This window comes from Aliiglaciecola sp. 3_MG-2023, assembly GCF_030548205.1.
Lineage (GTDB): Bacteria > Pseudomonadota > Gammaproteobacteria > Enterobacterales > Alteromonadaceae > Aliiglaciecola.
On record NZ_JAUORV010000015.1, the window covers coordinates 120,972 to 141,964 of the forward strand.

At 41.3% G+C, this 20,993-nt stretch carries 15 protein-coding genes and 1 tRNA gene; 13 read left to right on the forward strand and 3 right to left on the reverse strand.

The window, feature by feature from the left end; translation table 11 throughout:
- The first annotated feature begins 9 nt into the window (after window positions 1-9).
- The gene (dbpA, locus tag Q4574_RS16580; RefSeq protein WP_303475485.1) at window positions 10-1,386 is read left to right on the forward strand and encodes an ATP-dependent RNA helicase DbpA; all 1,377 of its coding nucleotides are present in this window, start codon (window positions 10-12) and stop codon (window positions 1,384-1,386) included.
- Between the two features lie 110 nt (window positions 1,387-1,496).
- On the opposite strand, the gene Q4574_RS16585 is transcribed toward dbpA, so the two are convergent.
- Entirely contained in the window at window positions 1,497-3,719 is a 2,223-nt protein-coding gene (locus Q4574_RS16585; RefSeq protein ID WP_303475487.1) for a M13-type metalloendopeptidase, read from the reverse strand.
- 364 nt (window positions 3,720-4,083) lie between these two features.
- Here Q4574_RS16585 and Q4574_RS16590 point away from each other — a divergent pair, with 364 nt between their 5' ends.
- The 6 genes from Q4574_RS16590 (at window position 4,084) to nusG (ending at window position 8,464) form a co-directional block, all read left to right on the forward strand.
- A complete protein-coding gene (locus Q4574_RS16590; protein WP_303475489.1) occupies window positions 4,084-4,500 on the forward strand; it encodes an MAPEG family protein in 417 nt (138 codons plus the stop codon).
- 30 nt (window positions 4,501-4,530) lie between these two features.
- Window positions 4,531-5,142 carry an RraA family protein gene (locus Q4574_RS16595; RefSeq protein ID WP_303475491.1) on the forward strand — a complete coding sequence of 204 codons (612 nt, stop codon included), beginning with the start codon at window positions 4,531-4,533 and terminating at the stop codon, window positions 5,140-5,142.
- 18 nt (window positions 5,143-5,160) lie between these two features.
- On the forward strand, window positions 5,161-7,002 hold the full coding sequence (locus Q4574_RS16600) for an ABC transporter ATP-binding protein (RefSeq protein ID WP_303475493.1): 1,842 nt from the start codon (window positions 5,161-5,163) through the stop codon (window positions 7,000-7,002).
- 380 nt (window positions 7,003-7,382) lie between these two features.
- Window positions 7,383-7,459, forward strand: a tRNA-Trp gene (locus Q4574_RS16605).
- Between the two features lie 87 nt (window positions 7,460-7,546).
- Window positions 7,547-7,924 carry a preprotein translocase subunit SecE gene (gene secE, locus Q4574_RS16610; protein ID WP_303475496.1) on the forward strand — a complete coding sequence of 126 codons (378 nt, stop codon included), beginning with the start codon at window positions 7,547-7,549 and terminating at the stop codon, window positions 7,922-7,924.
- Window positions 7,925-7,927: 3 nt separating this feature from the next.
- Window positions 7,928-8,464, forward strand: coding sequence for a transcription termination/antitermination protein NusG (gene nusG / locus Q4574_RS16615; RefSeq protein ID WP_303475499.1), 537 nt, complete (start codon window positions 7,928-7,930; stop codon window positions 8,462-8,464).
- Between the two features lie 664 nt (window positions 8,465-9,128).
- On the opposite strand, the gene mdoH is transcribed toward nusG, so the two are convergent.
- Both mdoH and Q4574_RS16625 read right to left on the reverse strand, forming a co-directional pair.
- The gene (mdoH, locus tag Q4574_RS16620; protein WP_303475501.1) at window positions 9,129-11,063 is read right to left on the reverse strand and encodes a glucans biosynthesis glucosyltransferase MdoH; all 1,935 of its coding nucleotides are present in this window, start codon (window positions 11,061-11,063) and stop codon (window positions 9,129-9,131) included.
- Window positions 11,064-11,082: 19 nt separating this feature from the next.
- The gene (locus Q4574_RS16625; protein WP_303475504.1) at window positions 11,083-12,741 is read right to left on the reverse strand and encodes a glucan biosynthesis protein; all 1,659 of its coding nucleotides are present in this window, start codon (window positions 12,739-12,741) and stop codon (window positions 11,083-11,085) included.
- 659 nt (window positions 12,742-13,400) lie between these two features.
- Here Q4574_RS16625 and Q4574_RS16630 point away from each other — a divergent pair.
- From Q4574_RS16630 to rpoB, 6 genes are all read left to right on the forward strand, one after another.
- Window positions 13,401-13,943, forward strand: coding sequence for a hypothetical protein (locus tag Q4574_RS16630; protein WP_303475507.1), 543 nt, complete (start codon window positions 13,401-13,403; stop codon window positions 13,941-13,943).
- 256 nt (window positions 13,944-14,199) lie between these two features.
- Entirely contained in the window at window positions 14,200-14,628 is a 429-nt protein-coding gene (rplK, locus tag Q4574_RS16635) for a 50S ribosomal protein L11 (RefSeq protein WP_303475510.1), read from the forward strand.
- A gap of 3 nt (window positions 14,629-14,631) precedes the next feature.
- Window positions 14,632-15,330: a 50S ribosomal protein L1 gene (gene rplA, locus Q4574_RS16640; protein WP_303475513.1), complete on the forward strand. Its 699-nt coding sequence runs from the start codon at window positions 14,632-14,634 to the stop codon at window positions 15,328-15,330.
- 348 nt (window positions 15,331-15,678) lie between these two features.
- Complete coding sequence (rplJ, locus tag Q4574_RS16645; RefSeq protein ID WP_303475514.1) at window positions 15,679-16,197, forward strand: 50S ribosomal protein L10; 519 nt, start codon at window positions 15,679-15,681, stop codon at window positions 16,195-16,197.
- A gap of 57 nt (window positions 16,198-16,254) precedes the next feature.
- Window positions 16,255-16,626 (forward strand): 50S ribosomal protein L7/L12, encoded by a 372-nt coding sequence (rplL, locus tag Q4574_RS16650; RefSeq protein WP_303475517.1) that lies wholly within the window; start codon window positions 16,255-16,257, stop codon window positions 16,624-16,626.
- A 285-nt stretch (window positions 16,627-16,911) separates the two neighbouring features.
- Window positions 16,912-20,946 (forward strand): DNA-directed RNA polymerase subunit beta, encoded by a 4,035-nt coding sequence (gene rpoB / locus Q4574_RS16655; protein ID WP_303475519.1) that lies wholly within the window; start codon window positions 16,912-16,914, stop codon window positions 20,944-20,946.
- Window positions 20,947-20,993: the final 47 nt, after the last annotated feature.

Here is a 20,993-nt window from a genome sequence, read left to right on the forward strand (position 1 = left end):
AGCACTTTAGTGACCCAATTTTCGTCTTTGCCATTAAAACCTGAACTTGTTAGTAATTTGGAAACCCTTGGATTTGAGGGGATGACCGAAATTCAACAACAGAGTCTTCCCAAAATTCTGGCAGGCAAGGATGTCGTTGCAAAAGCAAAAACCGGCAGTGGCAAAACTGTTGCTTTTGCGTTGGGGTTGCTAAATCGACTGAATGTGGAGCGCTTTAGAGTGCAAACATTGGTTATGTGCCCTACTCGTGAATTGGCTGAGCAAGTAGCAGAAGAAATTCGTCGAGTTGGGCGGATGATTGATAATATGAAGGTCCTCACCCTGTGTGGAGGAAGTCCTATGGGGCCGCAAATTGGTTCCCTTTCCCATGGCGCGCATATAATTGTTGGTACTCCAGGGCGGATAATGGATCACCTCTCTAAACGTCGTCTTAATTTAGCTGAAGTGAATACGCTGGTATTAGATGAAGCCGACCGAATGTTAGATATGGGCTTCGAAGAGGAAATGGAAACCGTAATTCGAGCTGTACCCACTGACCGACAAACTCTTTTATTTTCAGCGACCTATCCGGATCAAATTAAACAGATTAGCCTCAAGATACAACGCAATCCCATTGAAGTTACGGTGGAATCAACCCATGATACCAGTAAAATTAAACAAATCTTTTTTGAAGTAGAAGAACCCCATAAAATTAAAGCAACTGCAGCACTGTTGACAGAATTTCAACCAGAGTCGGCGATCATATTTTGCAATACCAAAATAGCTTGTCATGAACTCTTAGAAGCACTGGCTGAAATGGGATTTTCGGTGGATGCATTGCACGGTGACTTAGAACAAAAAGATCGTAATCAAGTTTTAGTCCGCTTTGCCAACAAAAGCTTATCGGTATTGATTGCCACAGATGTTGCATCAAGAGGGCTCGATGTGAAGGGCGTAGGCGCAGTCATTAACTATCAAATTACCCCAGATCCGGAAGTACACATTCACCGGATTGGTCGCACAGGTCGTGCGGATGCAGAAGGATTAGCCTTGACTCTATGCACGCCAAAAGAGATGGGGCGAGCAAATGCCATTGAAGATTATCAGCAACGAAAGATTGAATGGAAAGGAATTCAAGCCCTTCGTTTTCATGCCAACCGCATTGTTCAACCTGAGTATCAAACAATCTGTATCGACGGTGGGAAAAAAGCCAAATTGCGTCCTGGTGATATTTTAGGGGCCCTAACCAAAGATGCGGATGTCTCAGGGGAAGATATCGGTAAAATAAAAGTAACGGCAACCCATAGCTATGTGGCAGTGAAGGTAAGGAGTGTTAAACGCAGCTTGAAGCAGTTTAACGAAGGTAAAATGAAAGGGCGTAAATTTAAAGCCAGAAAGTTACGTTAGTTTTTGCTTCATTAGGCTAAATCCGCGAATAAAAAACGCCCCGTAGACAAACCATTTCTTTAATACAAGAGTGCAAATGCACTCTTGTATTTCATTCGTTTCAATTACCACTACCAAATCTGCACCCGATCTTTTGGCTCCAGATAGAGTGCATCTCCTTTTTTTACATCAAATGCAGAGTAAAATTCCGAAATATTGGGTACTACTCCGTTCACTCTATATTTGGGTGGAGAATGGGGATCATTGTTAATTAGGTTACGTAAGGTTTCATCTCGCATAACGGCTGCCCAGACTTGAGCATAGCCTAAGAAAACCCGCTGTTGACCAGTGTAGCCATCGAGTATTTGAGACCCTTCGTCATGCAAGCTTAATTCATACGCTTTGAGGGCAATTCTCAAGCCTCCTAAGTCACCAATATTCTCGCCAAGGGTAAATTCGCCGTTAACGTGCAAATCTTTAAAGGGTTTAAACTTATTATATTGTTTGACCAATTGTTTAGTCCGCTTCTTAAACTCTTGTTGATCTGCGTCAGCCCACCAATTTCGTAATACCCCATCACCATCGAAGGTACTTCCCACATCATCAAAGCCATGACCTATTTCATGGCCAATTACAGCTCCAATAGCACCGTAATTAACAGCATCATCTGCGTCTATGTTAAAAAATGGTGGTTGTAATATTCCAGCTGGAAAGACAATTTCATTCGCTGGTGGGTTATAATAAGCATTCACGGTTTGCGGAGTCATATACCATTCATTTTTCTGCACTGGGCCTGGTTGTTTTTCAAGTAACTGCTGCCACTGAAGTTCATCAGAGCGCTTAATATTTCCGATTAAGTCTGATTTAGCAATCTGAAGTTGTGAGTAGTCTTTCCATTCATCGGGATAACCAATTTTAACTGTGAACTTTGATAATTTATCCAAGGCTTCAGTTTTGGTGGCGTCAGACATCCAATCGAGATTTTTGATACTGGTTTCGTATGTTGCTAATAGGTTATTAACCATATCTAACATTCGTGCCTTAGCGTCAGGGGAAAAATGTTGTTTCACATAAACTTCGCCCACTACCTCGCCTAGGTGATCATTAACAAAACTAACTCCTCTGCGCCATCTTGGTTTCTGTTCTTCAACACCGTTGAGTACTTTGCTGAAAAACTCGAAATGTGCCTTATCTAAATCAGTGGTTAAATAGGAGGCGGTTTGATTGATAACCATCCATTTTAGATAGGTTTTCCAAGTTGATAAGGGGGTTTTGGCAATAATATTGTCCAAGGCTTCCATATAATCTGTTTGCAGGAAGACTAGTGCATCTAAATCCGAAAGCCCTAGTTCTGCTAGCATGATGGGCCAATCAAAATTAGGCATTAGTTCTGAAAGTTTACTCACTGGTACTTTGTTATATTGGGCCGCAATATCCCGCGTTTTTTCTTTTTTCAGATGTTTAGAGGCGAGTTTTGTTTCTAGATCTACAATAATTTTTGCACTTTTTTTGGGATCTTCCAGGCCCACTAATTCCAACATTTTGACTATGTGTTTTTGGTATTTACCTTTTATTTCCTGATACGACCCTTTGCTGCTTGTGTAGTATTCTCTGTCGGGTAGGCCTAAACCAGCCTGCCACGAATGAATCATATAGAAATTTGGGTTTTTCATATCAATATATTGTTCAATGACAAAAGGTGTACCAAAGCTATGTATGTTGGCATATGCAAAATAACTCGCTAACTGTTGATGGTTTTCTATTGCATCTATTTTGCTAAATTCGGGGGTAAGGGGGGCAAGTCCTATTTTGTCTCGTGTATTCATGTCTGTATATGAGGTGTATAAGTCACCTACTTTTTGCTCACTACTGCCTTCTTTAAAGTGACCCTGTGACGCATTTTGGATGATAGCCAATACGTTTTCCTGGGCTTCATCAGCGAGTAATTGAAAGGAGTTTAGGCCTGTTTTATCGGCAGGAATTTCTACCTTGTCCAGCCATTTCCCATTAGCAAATCGATAAAAATCATCTCCTGGTTTAACTTCTTTATCTATATTATCCAAAATAATCCCTGAACTAGGGAGTTGAGGGGACACTTCTGCTTCCTTTGGGGACGGAATTTCAGTAGGAGGTTGTTCAATTTTAGGCGCAATCACTATGGGTGACTCTTCCACTTCAGGTGGCTCTGACAGATCTTTTACAGGAGTTTCATCTTGCGGTGATTCCGTCTGAGAGTTTGCCTTTTTAGGCTCTTCTGGCTGAGTTTCTTGTTGTTCAGAAACTTCGACTGGAGCGGGATCAGAGCAACCCCAGAGAAAAACAAACACCGTGAGTATTAAACAATAATATTTCATCAAACTCTCTTACGTTAGGTTGTAAACCAATAAAATGTATATTTGAATCGATTCTACAATCCAATTTATGCATGAATCGATTGAATGTTCCTTGAGTTGAAGAGCAAAACAGCAATTTCATTTGCACTTCCTAGAATTATGCCAGTACTAAGTATATAAGATGTATAATCTGTTTGGACTTAATTGGTTTAGAGCATGTTAGCCAAGTCTTACACCTTCAAGTTTTTCTAAAACTGTTTTTACTTAGTTGCAAAGCCTCAATAATCAACAGACGTAAAACAACGCTACATCTGAACTTATTTCTAATTATGCAATATTTGAGTTAACTTACCACTACAGACTATTTCCGTACAAAGGAATATTAATGAATGCTACTATTATCGCTCTGCTTGGATACATTAGCTGGACGTTACTTTTACTTATCCTATTAGCGGCCTATAGAACCATTTTAGTGAGCCAAAAACAACGATTACCCAATCAGTTTAAAGCGGACGGTTCTGATTCACCTGATTTTGGGCAACGACTCACTCGAGCTCACCTTAATTGTGCAGAAAGCTTTGTATTGATTGGCGGAACTATGCTGGCGGCGCTAGCGACAAACGCCTCTGCCATTACAGATACGTTGGCGTATTACTTGCTGGCAGCAAGATTAGGACAATCTGTTGTTCATCTTGTCTCGACCTCAGTGATGGCTGTTCAGATTCGATTTGTATTTTTCCTCATTCAAATTGGAATTTGTATTTATTGGCTGTTCAAGCTTGTGACAAATTTTGCGTATTAATATTTCTAAAAAATAAAAAGGTGATTATTTATGCTCGATATGAATTTATTCAAACAAATTTCCCCATGTGAATATGCTGACGCATTACCTCGAGAGCAATTTATTGATTATAAAATATCAAGTCTTTGGCCACAGCCACCGCGTATTGCTGGTCCGGCATTTACGGTAAATTGCGAACCTGGTGATCACCTAATGCTGCACGCGGCAATATATGAAGCTTCGCCGGGGGATATCATTGTAGTGAAATCTGACCCTCAGTATGCTGCCGCCGGCGGAAATGTTTGTGCAATTGCGAAAGAAAGAGGTATTGCGGGTTTTGTTATTGATGGCGTCATTCGCGACCTAGCCGAAACCCGAGATATACAATTCCCTGTGTTTGCCCGTGGGGTTATCCCTTATCCAGGGTCGAAAAAAGCGTATTCGCCGTTGAATCAAACTATTAAATGCGGTGGTGTAACTGTCAACCCCGGTGATATTGTTATTGCTGATGAAGAAGGTATTGTTGTTGTGCCTAAAGACCAAGCTGAGTCAGCCTATGAAATTGCAAAAGCGCGCACCGACAAAGATGCACAAACTTCATTACAACAATGGCAGGACAATCATAAGCGTAATATTGATAATATTATTTCGAAACTCAAATAGACTCTAGTTGGAACCTGAATGTTTTCATTTTTCGAGCGGTTGACTCAACCGTTCCCTGTTGAACACCCCACAACTCCGCCTAAAACCCTTATTGCTTTTTGTCGTCATTACACTAAAGGAATGTGGCCGGTTATTTTTACGGTATCGCTTTTAGCCGCGTCGGTAGCCGCCCTAGAAGTTTCGTTATTTGGTTATGTTGGTCAGCTTGTTGACTGGCTTTCAAACCGAGATCCCAAGACCTTTATTCAGCAAGAAAGTACCAGCTTAATCTGGATGGGATTGGTTATTTTGGTGATATTACCTTGTTTAGTGGTATTGCAATCATTGCTGACCCACCAAACTTTGTTGGGTAATTATCCAATGAAGATACGTTGGCAAGCACATCGCTATTTACTAGGGCAAAGTATTGGCTTTTTCCAAAATGAATTTGCAGGTCGTGTAGCAACAAAAGTGATGCAAACCGCTTTGGCAGTTCGCGAAGCGGTAATGAAATCACTGGATATTTTTGTTTATGTGAGTGTTTATTTTATCAGTATTCTGGTGTTGGTATTTTCCATTGATTGGCGCTTAACTGTGCCTTTGCTCGCTTGGTTACTTACTTACATTATCATTCTACGAACTTTTATTCCTCGGCTTAAAAAAGTATCGCAAAAACAAGCAGATGCCCGCTCGATCATGACCGGCAGAATCGTTGATAGTTATACCAATATTATGACGGTAAAACTTTTTTCCCACAGCCAGCGGGAATCTGAATATGCGCGAGAGGGAATGAGCGGTTTTTTGCATACTGTTTATCCACAAATGCGGTTAGTTACAACACTTTATGGATTCGTTTGGTTCTCTAACGCTTTACTGGTTTTTAGTGTTAGCGCGCTAGCTATTTATTTGTGGATAAATCAATTGGTAACGCCAGGGGATTTGGCGGTCGCCATTAGCTTGTGTCTAAGGCTCAATGGTATGGCTCAATGGATAATGTGGGAAGTCTCTTCATTGTTTGAAAATATTGGTACTGTTCAAGATGGTATTAACACCTTGGCCAACGATGTTGCGGTGAAAGACGCACCTGATGCGCCTAATTTAAAGGTTAGTGGCGGCGCCATCGAATTCAGAAATATCGATTTTGGTTATGCAGGCCCCGAAGGTAAACCCATTGATGTTTTTAAACAGTTAAACTTGTCCATAAAGCCGGGTGAAAAAGTCGGATTAGTTGGCCGTTCTGGTGCGGGTAAATCTACCTTGGTTAATCTTTTGCTAAGATTCTTTGATGTGCAAAATGGCAATATACTTATCGATGGGCAGGAAATTAAACAGGTCACTCAAGAAAGCTTGCGAGCCAATATCAGCATGGTGACCCAAGATACTTCCCTTTTACATCGCTCCGTAAGAGAAAATATTATTTATGGCCGCGCTGATGCAACAGAAGAGCAAATGCAAACTGCCGCAAAACAAGCGGAAGCTGATGAGTTTATTCAGCAGCTTTCTGACTTGAACGGCAATGTTGGTTATGACGCTCAAGTGGGAGAGCGGGGAGTAAAATTATCTGGAGGTCAACGGCAACGGATCGCCATTGCCAGAGTTATGTTGAAAGACGCACCTATTTTAATCTTAGATGAAGCAACTTCGGCATTAGACTCTGAAGTGGAAGCCGCTATCCAACAATGCTTGAACCAAGTTATGGTAGATAAAACCGTGCTCGCTATTGCCCATCGACTATCTACGATTGCGCAAATGGATCGCTTGTTAGTATTAGAGCAAGGAAGAATTGTCGAATCGGGTAGTCATAGCGAACTCTTGGCGCAAAATGGTATCTATGCAAAGCTATGGTCCCATCAAACAGGCGGTTTTATTGGTGTGGATTAATATTCACACCCACCAAGCAATATCAATATTTTGATGACTCTTCTGGTGTTCTAACGGAATAATTGAATTGGCAGATGAATTATTTAGTTCTCCCGTTGCGTGAGATTATCTGAGTTATAAGTTCATTCTAAGCGCGTAGAAGTGAAGCAAAGGTGTTTACTTGCAGTTGTTTGTTCCCTAGCTGTATTGAACAATTGCAACTCACGAAAACATCCTTCTCCTTAAAGTTGTTTTAGTACTGGCATTTTACGTCATGGAAACTCATTTTTACTTGAATAGCGGCGCTCAATGAGTATAATACGCGTCCCTCCTTGTGTGACTCCAAATTTTCCAATAAAAAATTGGTTGAAATCACAAGGTTGGTGTAACCGAAATTTGTTAGGGGTGTAGTTCCAATTGGTAGAACAGCGGTCTCCAAAACCGATGGTTGGGGGTTCGAATCCCTCCACCCCTGCCAATTTTCGTCAGAGCACATAAATTTGAATTTAAACATACTGGTTTTCTTGAAACACAATTGACCAGTATTTATTACGGAAGTAAGAATATGAGCGAAAAAGCAGAATCACCATCCAATTCATTGGATATGCTCAAATGGTTGATTATCGTCTTGATCTTGGGCGGAGTAATAGCTGCTAATACCTATTATCAAGAAATTTCTGTGCTTTATCGTGCACTTGCTGCTGTAGCATTGGTAGTGATTGCCGGCTTTATTGCCAGCAGTACGGTAAAAGGTAGCGCATTCTTAACTTTTGCAAAAGAATCTCGAGTTGAAGTTCGTAAAGTTGTTTGGCCAACGAGGCAAGAAGCAACAACGACGACTTTGATCGTTTTAGCGGCTACCGCTTTTATGTCTATTGTGCTTTATCTCCTAGATATGGCCATTGTGGAAATCGTATCTTTTATAACCGGTTTAGGAGTGTAAATCATGTCTGATAAAAAATGGTATGTAGTTCAAGCATTTTCTGGTTATGAAGGTCGTGTTCAAAAAACCTTAATTGAACATATTAAAATGAACGGCATGGAAGATTACTTTGGTGAGATACTTGTTCCTACCGAAGAAGTCGTTGAAATGCGTGCAGGTCAAAAGCGTAAAAGCGAACGCAAATTTTTCCCAGGCTATGTGCTTGTTGAAATGGAAATGAATGAAGAGTCTTGGCATTTAGTGAAAAGCGTTCCTAGAGTATTAGGCTTTATTGGTGGGACATCAGACCGACCTATGCCTATTTCTAAGAAAGAAGCGGATGCAATACTTAATCGTTTGGAAGAGTCAGTCGACAAGCCAAAACCAAAAACCTTGTTCGAACCAGGCGAAGTGGTTCGCGTTACCGATGGTCCTTTTGCAGATTTCAACGGTGTTGTCGAAGAAGTCGATTACGAAAAAAGCCGCTTGAAGGTGTCAGTACTTATTTTTGGTCGCTCTACACCAGTAGAACTAGAATTCGGCCAAGTCGAAAAAGGGTGAAGGAGGCTGAATTTAGCTTCGTAGAAGCGTTAGCCGACTGAACGACTGGCATGGATGTCAGGCTGGAATCCAGCGCCATGGATGGCGTCGAAGAAATTAAAATAAAGATGTCTAATAGGCATCTTTTTTGTTTTGGGGCTTTCAGAAATACAGCTTCTTTTGCTGCACGACCGCTCAAGGACGTGCGGGCTGGACGTCATACCAAGGACGGGTCAGCATGGGTTTTGTATATTACTAATCATTTCATTGAAGTGAATAGCTGGAACCAAGCCACAGGATGTGCACGAAGAGACGACGTTGAGTCGTCTTTTTTTTTGTAGCATGGTCTTTAGGCCATGGACTTCCAATTTATTTGCGGGGCTAAAGCACCCGCCTACAGGCCATGGGTTTTGAATTTATTTGTGGGGCTAAAGCACCCACCTACAGGCCATGGACTTCCAATTTATTTGCGGAGCTAAAGCACCCACCTACAGGGAATGTATTTGTAGCATGGTCTTCAGGCCATGGGTTTTGAATTTATTCGCGGGGCTAAAGCACCCGCCTACAGGCCATGGGTTTCCAATTTATTTGCGGGACTAAAGCACCCGACTACAGAGAAAAACACAAAAAAATCCCCACAACAGTTAAGTTTGTGGGGAGAAACTCTAATCAAGTTTCAAAGAGGTTATTCGTTGGTAATAGACTGCCCATGTTCCAATGTTGCTTTTTCCGAAGGAGAAAGAATTTGAATGGGCATGTTTGCCCAATTTTCTGGTGGCAATTCTGGAACCGTCTTGTTGTATCTGCTTTGCTTATCCAAATTGCTAAGGCTTAGCCTTAAGCTTTTAGTTACAGGTTGTTCAATCACTTCGCATGGACAGATGAAAATGCCGTGCTTGCGCGATAAAATCCCCAATTTCAAGCTACTCGAATAATGAATAATGGGTGCACCTAAAATGAGACCGATTAACACTGGAGCTAACCACCAAAACAGTAATGGAGTTAGATACCAAGTTAATGCTCCCCAAAAAATTGCAACTGTGGTCGCTGCCCATGTCCGTTTAAAAGCTTCGGACCATGGAACTGTTCTGCCTTCTCGGCTTTGAGCGTTCCAACTTACATTTTTTCCAGCTAAAGCATTTAAAACAAAATAGGCATGATAAGCCATCATCAATGGAGCTATTACGATGGCAACGACAATTTCGATCAATGTACTTGCAACGAGTTTGGATGCTCCACCAAACTCATAGCTACGATAAACCAAAGCATGAATTAAACTTAAAAATTTTGGCCCGATAAGCAGTACAGCGGTTGCGAAGAGCAAAGCAAAAATAGAATCGGATTTATCCACCGGCCAAGCAGGAAACAGTTGATGTGTCGCGGTAAAAAACACCTCATCAGAAGCTGCTCTAACAGTCGCGTCAATCGTACTTAGCAGCAATAAGACAAACCATACTAACGATGATACATAGGCGAATGCCCCCAAAACAAAATGTAGCTTACTGATGTTTTTCAAACCTGAAGTTTTAAGTAAACCAATATGTTGAAGGTTGCCCTGTACCCAGCGTCTATCTCTTGTTGCATAGTCAATAATATTGCTCGGTACCTCTTCATAACTGCCTTCAAGATCAGCCAGTAAATATACATGCCAGCCAGCTCGCCTTAATAGAGCGGCTTCTACGAAATCATGACTTAAAATCTCGCCACCAAAGGGCACATCACCGGGTAAGTGGGGGAGACCACAGGACGCCATAAATGCATCAATTCTAATAATCGCATTATGACCCCAGTAGTTGGCTGTATCAGTCTGCCAAAATGCCTGACCGGCAGCTAACGTTGGACAGTACAAACTAGAGGCAAATTGTAAAAAACGACCAAAAAGGGTGTTTTGCCTAATTGGAATAGGGACTGTTTGAATAAGCCCAGCCTTAGGATTACTCTGCAGAGTCTTAACTAAAGTAAGCATGCTATCTGCTGTCATCAAACTGTCTGCGTCCAACACAATCATCGATTGATAGTTAGCTCCCCAGCGCTCACAAAAGTCTTTTACATTACCCACTTTGCGGTCAGTGTTTTTTTCTCTGCGTCGATAAAACATATGTGAAGCAGTATCGGTTCCCATTCTTGCAATCAATTTATTCCAAGCTACTAGCTCAGCTTCTATCAATGGTTTCTGTTGAGTGTCACTTAACATGTAAAAATCAAAACTTGCTAAGTTTCCTGACTTTTCGATTTCCTTCACACACGCTTCAAAGCCAGACATGATGCGATTTGTGTCCTCGTTGTATACCGGCATGATAATGGCTTGGCGATGTCGAGTATCTAACTGGCCCGATTCCGCTTTATCTGGGGACTTTTGTAAGGTTACAGGATCGCGTCGCAGCATCAGCAGTGTGAAACCAATAATAGCGCTCCAAAATGCCGCTGAGATCCAAACAAAGGTCAGGGTGAATAAGAAAAGAAGGACGATTTCAATCGCCGTAAACCCATCCACTGAAAATATATCCGTCATTGCCCAACTACCGGCAATTGCCGTAAGCAAAACAAAAAAACCGTAGGCGTACTTTCGAGCCCCTTTTGCTGATGCTTTTATAAAGTGTTCATTCGCTACAGAAGACATTTGAACTCCTTTTAGTTGATTATTCGATTTCATTCTTGTTCCAAACGTAATTCCAGACTTCACTAATTGTTTTGCCCCTAAGGCTCAGAGAAAGTCTCATATCCACAGCTCTATCTTGGTCAGCTTTGAGTGTATAGGACACTCTCCAGCTCTTTTTATCGGGCAGTTGACGAACAACTAGCTCGTCATATTCACCACCATTTACTTGCAAATTAGCTTGGATAGGCACGTTTTGAGTTAACTTGGTTAATTGTTTCGCAGAAAAATCTACGATAATTTTACGCACTGTTTTTGCTGCTGGATTATCTTCACCAGGTAAAGCTGCCCAGCTATTTTTTGTCCGTATCACAGTCGCTAAGTTATTTTGATTTAGATCGCCAGACACAGTGGTTAAGGTGTAGTTAAATTCCCTTGTCTGTCCTTTCTTCAAAGGGGCATTAGGCACCCAATAACTTACAATATTATCGTTAGTCTCTGAATTGGTTGGGATTTCAACAAGTTCTAAGCGACCTGCTCCCCAATTGTTATCAGGTCTTACCCAAATACCAGGGCGGTTGTGGTAGTTAGCTTCAATATCTGAGTAGTGTTCAAATTCAATATCTCTTTGCAACAAACCGAACCCTTGCGGTTGATTGTCTTGCATTGAGGTGACCTGCAGTGTCTTGGGATTGTTGAGTTGACGCCAAATTTGTTCGCCTTGAGAGTTGATCATTAACAAGCCGTCGGAATCGTGTACTTCAGGTCTGAAATCGTCAAAGTATTTGGTAGTGGTTTCACTGGATAACAACATGCTAGTCAGTGGTGCGACCCCCAGTTTTTCTACGTCTGTTCGCGCATAAACCTGGCTGTTCACCTTAACCTCAGTAACAAGACCTGCGGTTAACTCAAACCGGTATGCACCTGTAACAGATTCGCTTTCAAGCAAAGCGTAGATAACTAAGTTGTCAGCTTCTTCTTCGGGTTCAATTACCCAAAAGCGAGTAAACTCGGGAAACTCCTCACCAGATGCATGGGCGGTATTGATAGCAAGCCCCCTAGCGGATATTCCGTAAACTTGCCCTGGTCCAACGATTCGGAAGTAAGAAGCCCCAAGGAAGACAGCCAATTCATCTTTATAATTCGGAGTATTTAACGGGTAATGAACCCTAAACCCTGCAAAACCAGCATCGGGAGGCGCGATACCTTGCAATGGTAAGGCTTCATTTTCATATATGAATTTATCACCCTTAAAAGTAACTGTGTTACTTCCAGCATTACTATCTACCAAACGAAGCATTACCGGACTTTTGTAAAGAAAACCAGGGTGAAACAATTGCAGTTCAAAGTTTGATTTATCTTTCCAAATTGCTTTTTGCGGGTTAAAGCGTATGTTTCTATATTCACTATAGGTCATTTCTGCCAATTCTTTAGGCAATGTGCTGACGGGCTTTTGATATTCTTCGGTTGATAATTTCTGGGCTTGTCCCTTCACCATTTCAAAGGTAATTTTATCAACATTTGGTTTAGACACTGTATTTTCAGGTTTAACTTCTTTTTCGGGCTGCTGTGCAGTAGCGAGTTGGGATGGAAGTAGTAAAGAACCGGACAGGGTTAACCCAAGGCCCAACAAAAGGGTTGCCTTTAAAGATGTTTTTTTCTCCATTTTTCTGTTGGCTTTTTTTGTAACCAAATTTCGCATTTCTATCCTACCTATGATTGGTTTCTGCCCAATTGAATTGCGTTTACTAGAAAACGTCATGGGAAATAACGGGTGTTAGTTGGGACTATGCAGAAACTAGACCAGAAAAATCATTTACCACTATTTAATCAAAGTAAGATGGTATTTTTCGCCTATCCTGTTGTTTTTATACGTAAATATATTTATTTGCCAAAGTGTGGGTAACTCGTAAATATTTTCTAAAGGAGATTTGGTGTAGTTAATTGCTCGATACCTTAGTTTAATGTCTGTAAAAACAGACATGTCATTAAGGCTGGCTAAGAAATTAACTAAAACGTCGATAAACTGCGAGGTGTAGGCGGTGTATCAAATCAGGAACAGTTAGCTTTTCACAATGGCTTGAAGTTCTAATACAGTACTCTTAAAAAATCTAAATCTCTGTTTCTTAGCCTTATTAAGGATTGAACGAGATTCTAGGGAGGATCAATATTAAGTAAAATGGAAAGCAGTTTTTGTAAAAATTTCACTAGACGAAAAATGACTAGTGGTTAACTGCAAATAACGCTATTGACCCACTCAAAACATTTAATTTAATATCTTCTACCTGTTACTGCTTGATAAATTTAACGATACTTTTTCTCAGGTGAGTGGATTTTAGGCTCTCTAAAAGGACTTAAAGAATGTTTTCAAAGAAACAAACCGCTAAGAGATTTTTTTCTATAGCTTTGGCCTTGCTGCTTGCTCACTCAAAAGTGTTGCTCGCGCAACCAAGCAATACAGAGAAGCTATTGAATGTTGAAAAGGAAAACGTCGAACAAATTGATGTTGTTGGAACTAAGCCTCTATATTTCTATCGTCAGCAAATGGCGAAAACCGAACTAAGTTTTTATGATGCGTTTAATGATTTGGTGGAAGACCCGAAATTTAAAGTTAAATGCAAAAAACAGAGAAAAGAGGGGACTGGGCGAATTACCCAGAGAGCCTGTTATCCACAATATTTTCTAGCAAGAAAGTCGAAGCTTACTGAGATTGCAATGCGAGCTAGGGTTGCGTTGCCATCAGATGATGATGTTGCGATGCAAGTTCAACAAGAAAAGAAAGCTTCGCTAGCTTATGCTGAAAAGTTGATTGAGGGTAACCCCGCATTAAAACAGCGATTACTCGAGATGTATGAGGCAAAACAACTGTACTTTTCTAAACGGCAGATTGAAAAGGGGGAATAGTCATAAGTCTTATAAAACCCTTAACCACTGCTTTGCTCATGTAAAGTGCCTAACAGCCATGACAGTGAGTAAATTCAAACCAAATTCTTTAACGCAAACAACAATTTTACATAAACAATTTTAAATCTTCAAATAAGGGTTGCGTAGTTTAGATATGTAATCTATAATTCGCGACCGTTAATTTTTAAGGGAAGCCGATTGAGCAAACAATCTCTATGTTTTGCGAGGCGATAGACCCAAACTTGAGAGAGATATAATGGCTAAAAAAATCACAGGCTTAATTAAGCTTCAGGTTGCAGCTGGTTCTGCTAATCCTAGTCCACCAGTTGGCCCTGCATTAGGTGCTAAAGGTGTTAACATCATGGAATTCTGTAAAGCGTTTAACGCCTCTACAGAGAGCCTTGAAAAAGGTGCACCAGTACCTGTAGTTATTACTGTTTATGAAGACCGTTCATTTACCTTTGAAACCAAAACTCCACCTGCATCTTTCTTATTGAAGAAAGCAGCCGGTATTAAGAGTGGTTCTGGCCGTCCTAACACTGAAAAAGTGGGTAAAGTGACGCGCGCGCAATTAGAAGAAATTGCAAAAACTAAAGAACCTGACCTGACTGCAGCCGATCTTGATGCAGCTGTTCGTACCATCGCTGGCTCTGCACGCAGCATGGGCTTGGTAGTAGAGGGATAAGACATGGCTAAATTAACAAAACGTATGCGCACTATTCGTGAGAAAGTTGACGCAACTAAAGAATACGAAATTAATGAAGCAGTTGCTTTATTAAAAGAACTAGCTACTGCAAAGTTCGCTGAAAGTGTAGATGTTTCAGTTAACCTTGGTATCGATGCTCGTAAATCTGACCAAAACGTTCGTGGCGCAACTGTGCTACCAAATGGTACTGGTAAAGAAGTACGTGTAGCCGTATTTACTCAAGGCGCTAATGCAGAAGCAGCTAAAGAAGCCGGTGCTGACATCGTTGGTATGGAAGATCTTGCTGATCTAGTTAAAAAAGGCGAAATGAACTTCGACGTAGTGGTTGCTTCTCCAGATGCAATGCGTGTTGTTGGTCAGTTGGGTCAAATCTTAGGTCCTCGTGGACTTATGCCTAACCCTAAAACTGGCACAGTAACGCCAGACGTTGCAACAGCAGTTAAGAATGCTAAAGCGGGTCAGGTTCGTTACAGAAATGACAAAAATGGAATTATCCATGCAAGCATTGGCAAAATTGCGTTTGAAGCAAACCAAATTCAAGAAAATCTTGATGCCTTGTTAGAAGCCCTGAAGAAAGCTAAGCCTTCTTCTGCTAAAGGTACATTCTTCAAGAAAGTTAGCCTTAGCACCACTATGGGTGCTGGTGTAACACTTGATCCAGTTAGCCTAGGCTTGAAATAAATTTCCAATTAGATAACTCAGTTATCTGACTTGGCTTATGAGCTAACGCTCATCTCTCTAAAGGTTATGGGTTGGAGCTGTTTTTAACTTAGTTAAAAATCATGCTCCCGTCCAAGACCGCAGGTGCGAAATAGTAGGTGAAGTAAGAGAGCTCCTACATTAAATATTTCGCTTAATACGTAAAATGCCTGCGCAGACGGTGATTTCGACTCAGACTCTCTGGGGAAACGAACACCGTAGAGCGGTAAGTCAGCGAGCACTGTTTGGCAGTATTCAATGATTTATCAATCTGGAACTCTGAATGCGAAATCGATAGAAATTGCATTCAGCTAACAAGAGGTGAACTCAGTGGCACTAGGTTTAGCAGCAAAAAAAGAGATCGTAGCAGAAGTAAGTGAAGTTGCATCTCAAGCTCTATCCGTTGCCGTCGCTGAATACCGTGGGATGGAAGTTTCAGAACTGACTGACCTGCGTGTTAAAGCTCGTGAGCAAGGCGTATTTCTTAAAGTAGTACGTAATACACTTGCAAAACGTGGTTTAGCAGACAGTAAGTTTTCTGATATTGATGAAGCTTTAACTGGTCCTTTGATTTACGGATTTTCATTAGACGCACCTGGCGGTGCAGCACGTCTATTTAAAGATTTCGCTAAAGAGAATGACAAGCTTAAAGTAACAGCACTTTCAATTGGTAGTGGTTTATTGGGTCCAGAGAAATTGGACGCAGTTGCTTCACTTCCAACTCGCGACGAAGCACTAGCAAAATTACTTGCTACCTTCAAAGCACCTGCCGAGAAATTCGTTCGTACAATCAACGAAGTTCCAGGCAAGTTTGTGCGTGTATTGGCGGCGATCAAAGACGAAAAATAATTTTCGTGTTTGGCATTAACAAATTTTTTAACATTTAACCCCAGGAGTTTAGAGAAAATGGCTCTAACTAAAGATGATATATTAAACGCGATTGCTGAAATGCCAGTTATGGAATTGGTAGAGTTAATCGAAGCAGCTGAAGAAAAATTCAACGTTTCTGCTGCAGCAGCTGTTGCTGTTGCTGGTCCTGCTGTAGCTGCTGAAGCTGCTGCAGAGCAAACAGAATTTGACGTAGTAATGACTTCTTTTGGCGGCAATAAAGTTGCTGTTATCAAAGCAGTACGTAGCGCTACAGGTCTAGGCCTTAAAGAAGCTAAAGATGTTGTTGAATCAGCACCTAAAGCTATCAAAGAAGGTTTGGCTAAAGAAGAAGCTGAAGCACTTAAAGCTGAACTTGAAGCAGCTGGCGCAGAAGTGGAACTTAAGTAATTTGTCTGTTGACAGATTACTTGCCTGAAAAGGCTCGGGCTGGTGATTATTTAATCACCAGCCTTTTTGCGCTGTAGGATAGGGCATTTATACCCTTTAGAACTATCCTTCGATTTGATGCGCAAACGTGGTTGAAAAGTAACATAAAACCAATAAGTTAAGTGTTAAAACTTTAGAAAAATTGGTGTATGCTTGAAAATCACGCCGCAAAGGGTGCTTGAAGTTTGTTTAGTAAAAGCGCTTTACTAGGCAAGTTGGGTCAAAAATCAGAATGCTGAGGAACCCATGGTTTACTCCAATAGCGAAAAGAAACGTATCCGTAAGGATTTTGGCAAACGCCCGCAGGTATTAGAGATACCTTACCTTCTTTCAATCCAGCTCGATTCTTTTAAGAAGTTTATCGACATCGATGTTGACGGTCATTATGGACTAGAAGCTGCTTTTAGATCAGTTTTCCCCATAAAAAGTTATTCAGGTAATTCTGAATTACAATATGTGAGCTACCGATTAGGTGAACCTGTTTTTGACGTTAAAGAATGTCAAATTCGAGGTGTCACTTTTTCTGCGCCACTTAGGGTAAAACTTCGTCTAGTGTTGTTCGATAAAGAAGCCGCTCCTGGAACGGTTAAGGATATCAAAGAGCAAGAAGTTTACATGGGTGAAATACCACTCATGACTGAAAACGGTACTTTTGTGATCAATGGAACTGAGCGCGTTATCGTGTCTCAACTTCACCGTTCACCTGGTGTGTTCTTCGATCATGATAAAGGAAAAACACACTCATCAGGTAAAGTGCTTTATAACGCACGAGTTATTCCTTACCGTGGTTCTTGGTTAGACTTCGAATTTGACCCGAAAGATAATTTATATGTTCGTATCGATCGTCGCCGTAAATTACCAGCGACTATCATGTTACGTGCATTGGAAATGCCCACTGAAGAAATTCTAGATGTGTTCTTTGATAAAGATCTCATCAAGATAGTGGACGATAAATTCATGATGGACATCGTGCCTGAACGTTTACGTGGTGAAACTGCACAGTTTGACATCATGGACGGAGAAGGAAATGTTCTAGTAGAAACGGGTCGTCGTATTTCTGCTCGTCATACTCGTGCTCTTGAAAAAGCAAAAGTCACTGAATTAGAAGTACCAGCTGAGTTTCTTGTTGGTCGGGTAATCGCCAAAGACTATATAAATGAAGAAACCGGTGAAGTAATCGTCTCTGCGAATGACGAACTGACAGTGGAAACACTGGAAGCGTTGTTAGCCTCTGACCTTACCTCATTCGATACACTTTATATCAATGAGTTAGATCACGGTGCTTATATATCAGATACCCTACGTATTGATAGTTCAACAAATCGCCTCGAAGCATTAGTTGAAATTTATCGTATGATGCGTCCTGGTGAGCCACCCACTAAAGATGCTGCGGAAACCTTATTTGGTAACTTATTCTTCTCTGACGATCGTTATGATTTGTCGGCTGTAGGTAGAATGAAGTTTAACCGACGTCTTGGTCGCGAAGAATTAATTGGCGAAGGTACCCTAGATAAAGAAGATATCATTGCGGTAATGAAGCAATTGATTACCATCCGTGATGGTAAAGATGAAGTTGATGATATCGATCACTTAGGTAACCGTCGTATTCGTTCTGTTGGTGAAATGGCCGAAAACCAATTCCGTGTTGGTTTAGTACGTGTAGAGCGTGCAGTTAAAGAGCGCCTAAGTTTAGGTGATCTTGATGCTATAATGCCACAAGACCTTATTAACGCTAAGCCAATCTCGGCAGCCGTTAAAGAGTTCTTTGGCTCAAGCCAATTATCTCAGTTTATGGATCAAAACAACCCGCTTTCAGAAGTGACGCACAAACGTCGTATTTCTGCTTTAGGCCCAGGTGGTTTGACCCGTGAACGCGCAGGTTTTGAAGTTCGAGACGTACATCCGACTCACTATGGTCGTGTTTGTCCAATCGAAACGCCTGAAGGACCAAACATCGGTTTGATCAACTCACTTTCGAGTTTTGCTCGTACCAATGACTTTGGTTTCCTTGAAACACCTTATCGTAAAATTGTTGACGGTGTTGTGACTGACGATATCGATTACCTTTCTGCTATTGAAGAAGGGCAATTCGCCATCGCACAGGCAAACGTTGTGTTAGACGATGATGGTAAACTAACGGAAGAGCTTATCCCTTGCCGCTACCGTGGTGAGACTACTTTGATGCAAATTGAAGACATCAAGTATATGGATGTATCTCCACAGCAAATCGTATCTGTTGCTGCATCAATTATCCCGTTCCTAGAACACGATGATGCTAACCGCGCATTGATGGGTGCAAACATGCAACGTCAAGCTGTACCAACTCTAAAAGCTGATAAGCCTTTAGTTGGAACCGGTATGGAAAAAACGGTTGCTGTTGATTCAGGTGTAACTATTATCGCTAAACGCGGTGGTACTGTTGATTATGTTGACGCAAGTCGCATCGTTATCAAAGTAAATGAAGAAGAAATGACTGCTGGCGAAGCAGGTATCGATATCTACAACCTTACTAAGTACACCCGTTCTAACCAGAATACATGTATTAACCAAAAACCAACTTGTAATGTAGGTGACCCTATTGTTACTGGTGACGTATTGGCCGATGGTCCTTCCACTGATTTAGGTGAGTTGGCGTTAGGTCAAAATATGCGTATCGCATTTATGCCTTGGAATGGTTATAACTTTGAGGATTCTATCCTTATTTCTGAGCGTGTTGCCCAAGAAGATCGCTTCACAACAATTCACATTCAAGAGCTTAGCTGTATTGCTCGTGATACTAAGCTTGGTCCAGAAGAAATTAGTGCTGATATACCTAATGTTGGTGAATCTGCACTTGGTAAACTGGATGAATCTGGTGTGGTTTATATTGGTGCTGAAGTGAAAGGTGGCGACATCTTAGTTGGTAAAGTGACACCTAAAGGTGAAACTCAGCTAACGCCAGAAGAAAAACTTTTAAGAGCCATTTTTGGTGAAAAAGCGTCAGACGTTAAAGATACCTCTTTGCGTGTACCTAACTCTGTTCATGGTACTGTTATTGACGTTCAAGTTTTCACCCGTGATGGTGTTGAAAAAGACAAACGTGCCCTTGAAATTGAAGATATGCAATTACGTCAAGTTAAGAAAGACTTGGGTGATGAGTTCGGTATTTTAGCCGACGGTATATTTGCACGTGCGACTAACCTATTGCTTCGCAATGGCATTGAACAAGCTAAGCTTGACAGTATGCCTCGTGAAAAATGGTTTGATCTCACGCTACAAGATGAAGATGCACAATTAGAGCTTGATCAAATTGCTGAACAACACAGTGAAATTAAACTTGATTTTGATAACAAGTTTGAGATTAAACGTCGCAAAATCACTCAGGGTGATGATTTAGCGCCGGGCGTGTTGAAGATTGTTAAAGTATACTTGGCTGTTAAGCGTCATATTCAACCTGGTGACAAAATGGCTGGTCGTCATGGTAACAAAGGTGTTATCTCGACTATCCAACCAGTGGAAGATATGCCTTATGATGCTAACGGTACTCCCGTAGACATCGTACTTAACCCACTTGGTGTACCTTCGCGGATGAACATCGGTCAGATCCTTGAAACTCACTTGGGCATGGCTGCTCACGGTTTGGGTGTGAAGATTGATCGCATGATCAAAGAGCAAGAAGAATTAGCTAAGCTAAGAAGTTTCTTGAAAGAAGTGTATAGCTCAGGCAAGTCACATCAGGTCGTCGATATTGACAACTTCACCGATGAAGAAGTTAAACGTCTTGCTGAAAACTTGCGTAAAGGTGTGCCAATTGCGACACCTGTATTTGATGGTGCAACAGAACGAGAAATTAAAGACTTGTTGTTGTTGGCTGATATTCCAGAAAGCGGACAAATCACGTTGTTTGATGGTCGTACTGGCCGTTCGTTCGAGCGTCCTGTAACCGTAGGTTACATGTATATGCTGAAACTTAACCACTTGGTTGATGATAAAATGCATGCACGTTCAACGGGTTCTTACAGCTTGGTTACACAGCAACCATTGGGCGGTAAAGCTCAATTCGGTGGACAGCGTTTCGGTGAGATGGAAGTGTGGGCACTAGAAGCATACGGTGCTGCTTATACCTTGCAAGAAATGCTAACTGTGAAATCCGATGACGTAAATGGTCGTACTAAAATGTATAAAAACATTGTGGACGGCGATCATCGTATGGAACCTGGTATGCCGGAATCCTTCAACGTATTGTTGAAAGAAATCCGTTCTCTAGGTATCAACATCGAATTAGAAGAGCAAAACGATTAGTTTACTCTGATTGATCGAAAGAAAAGAGAGCCTGACTAGCTGAAGTA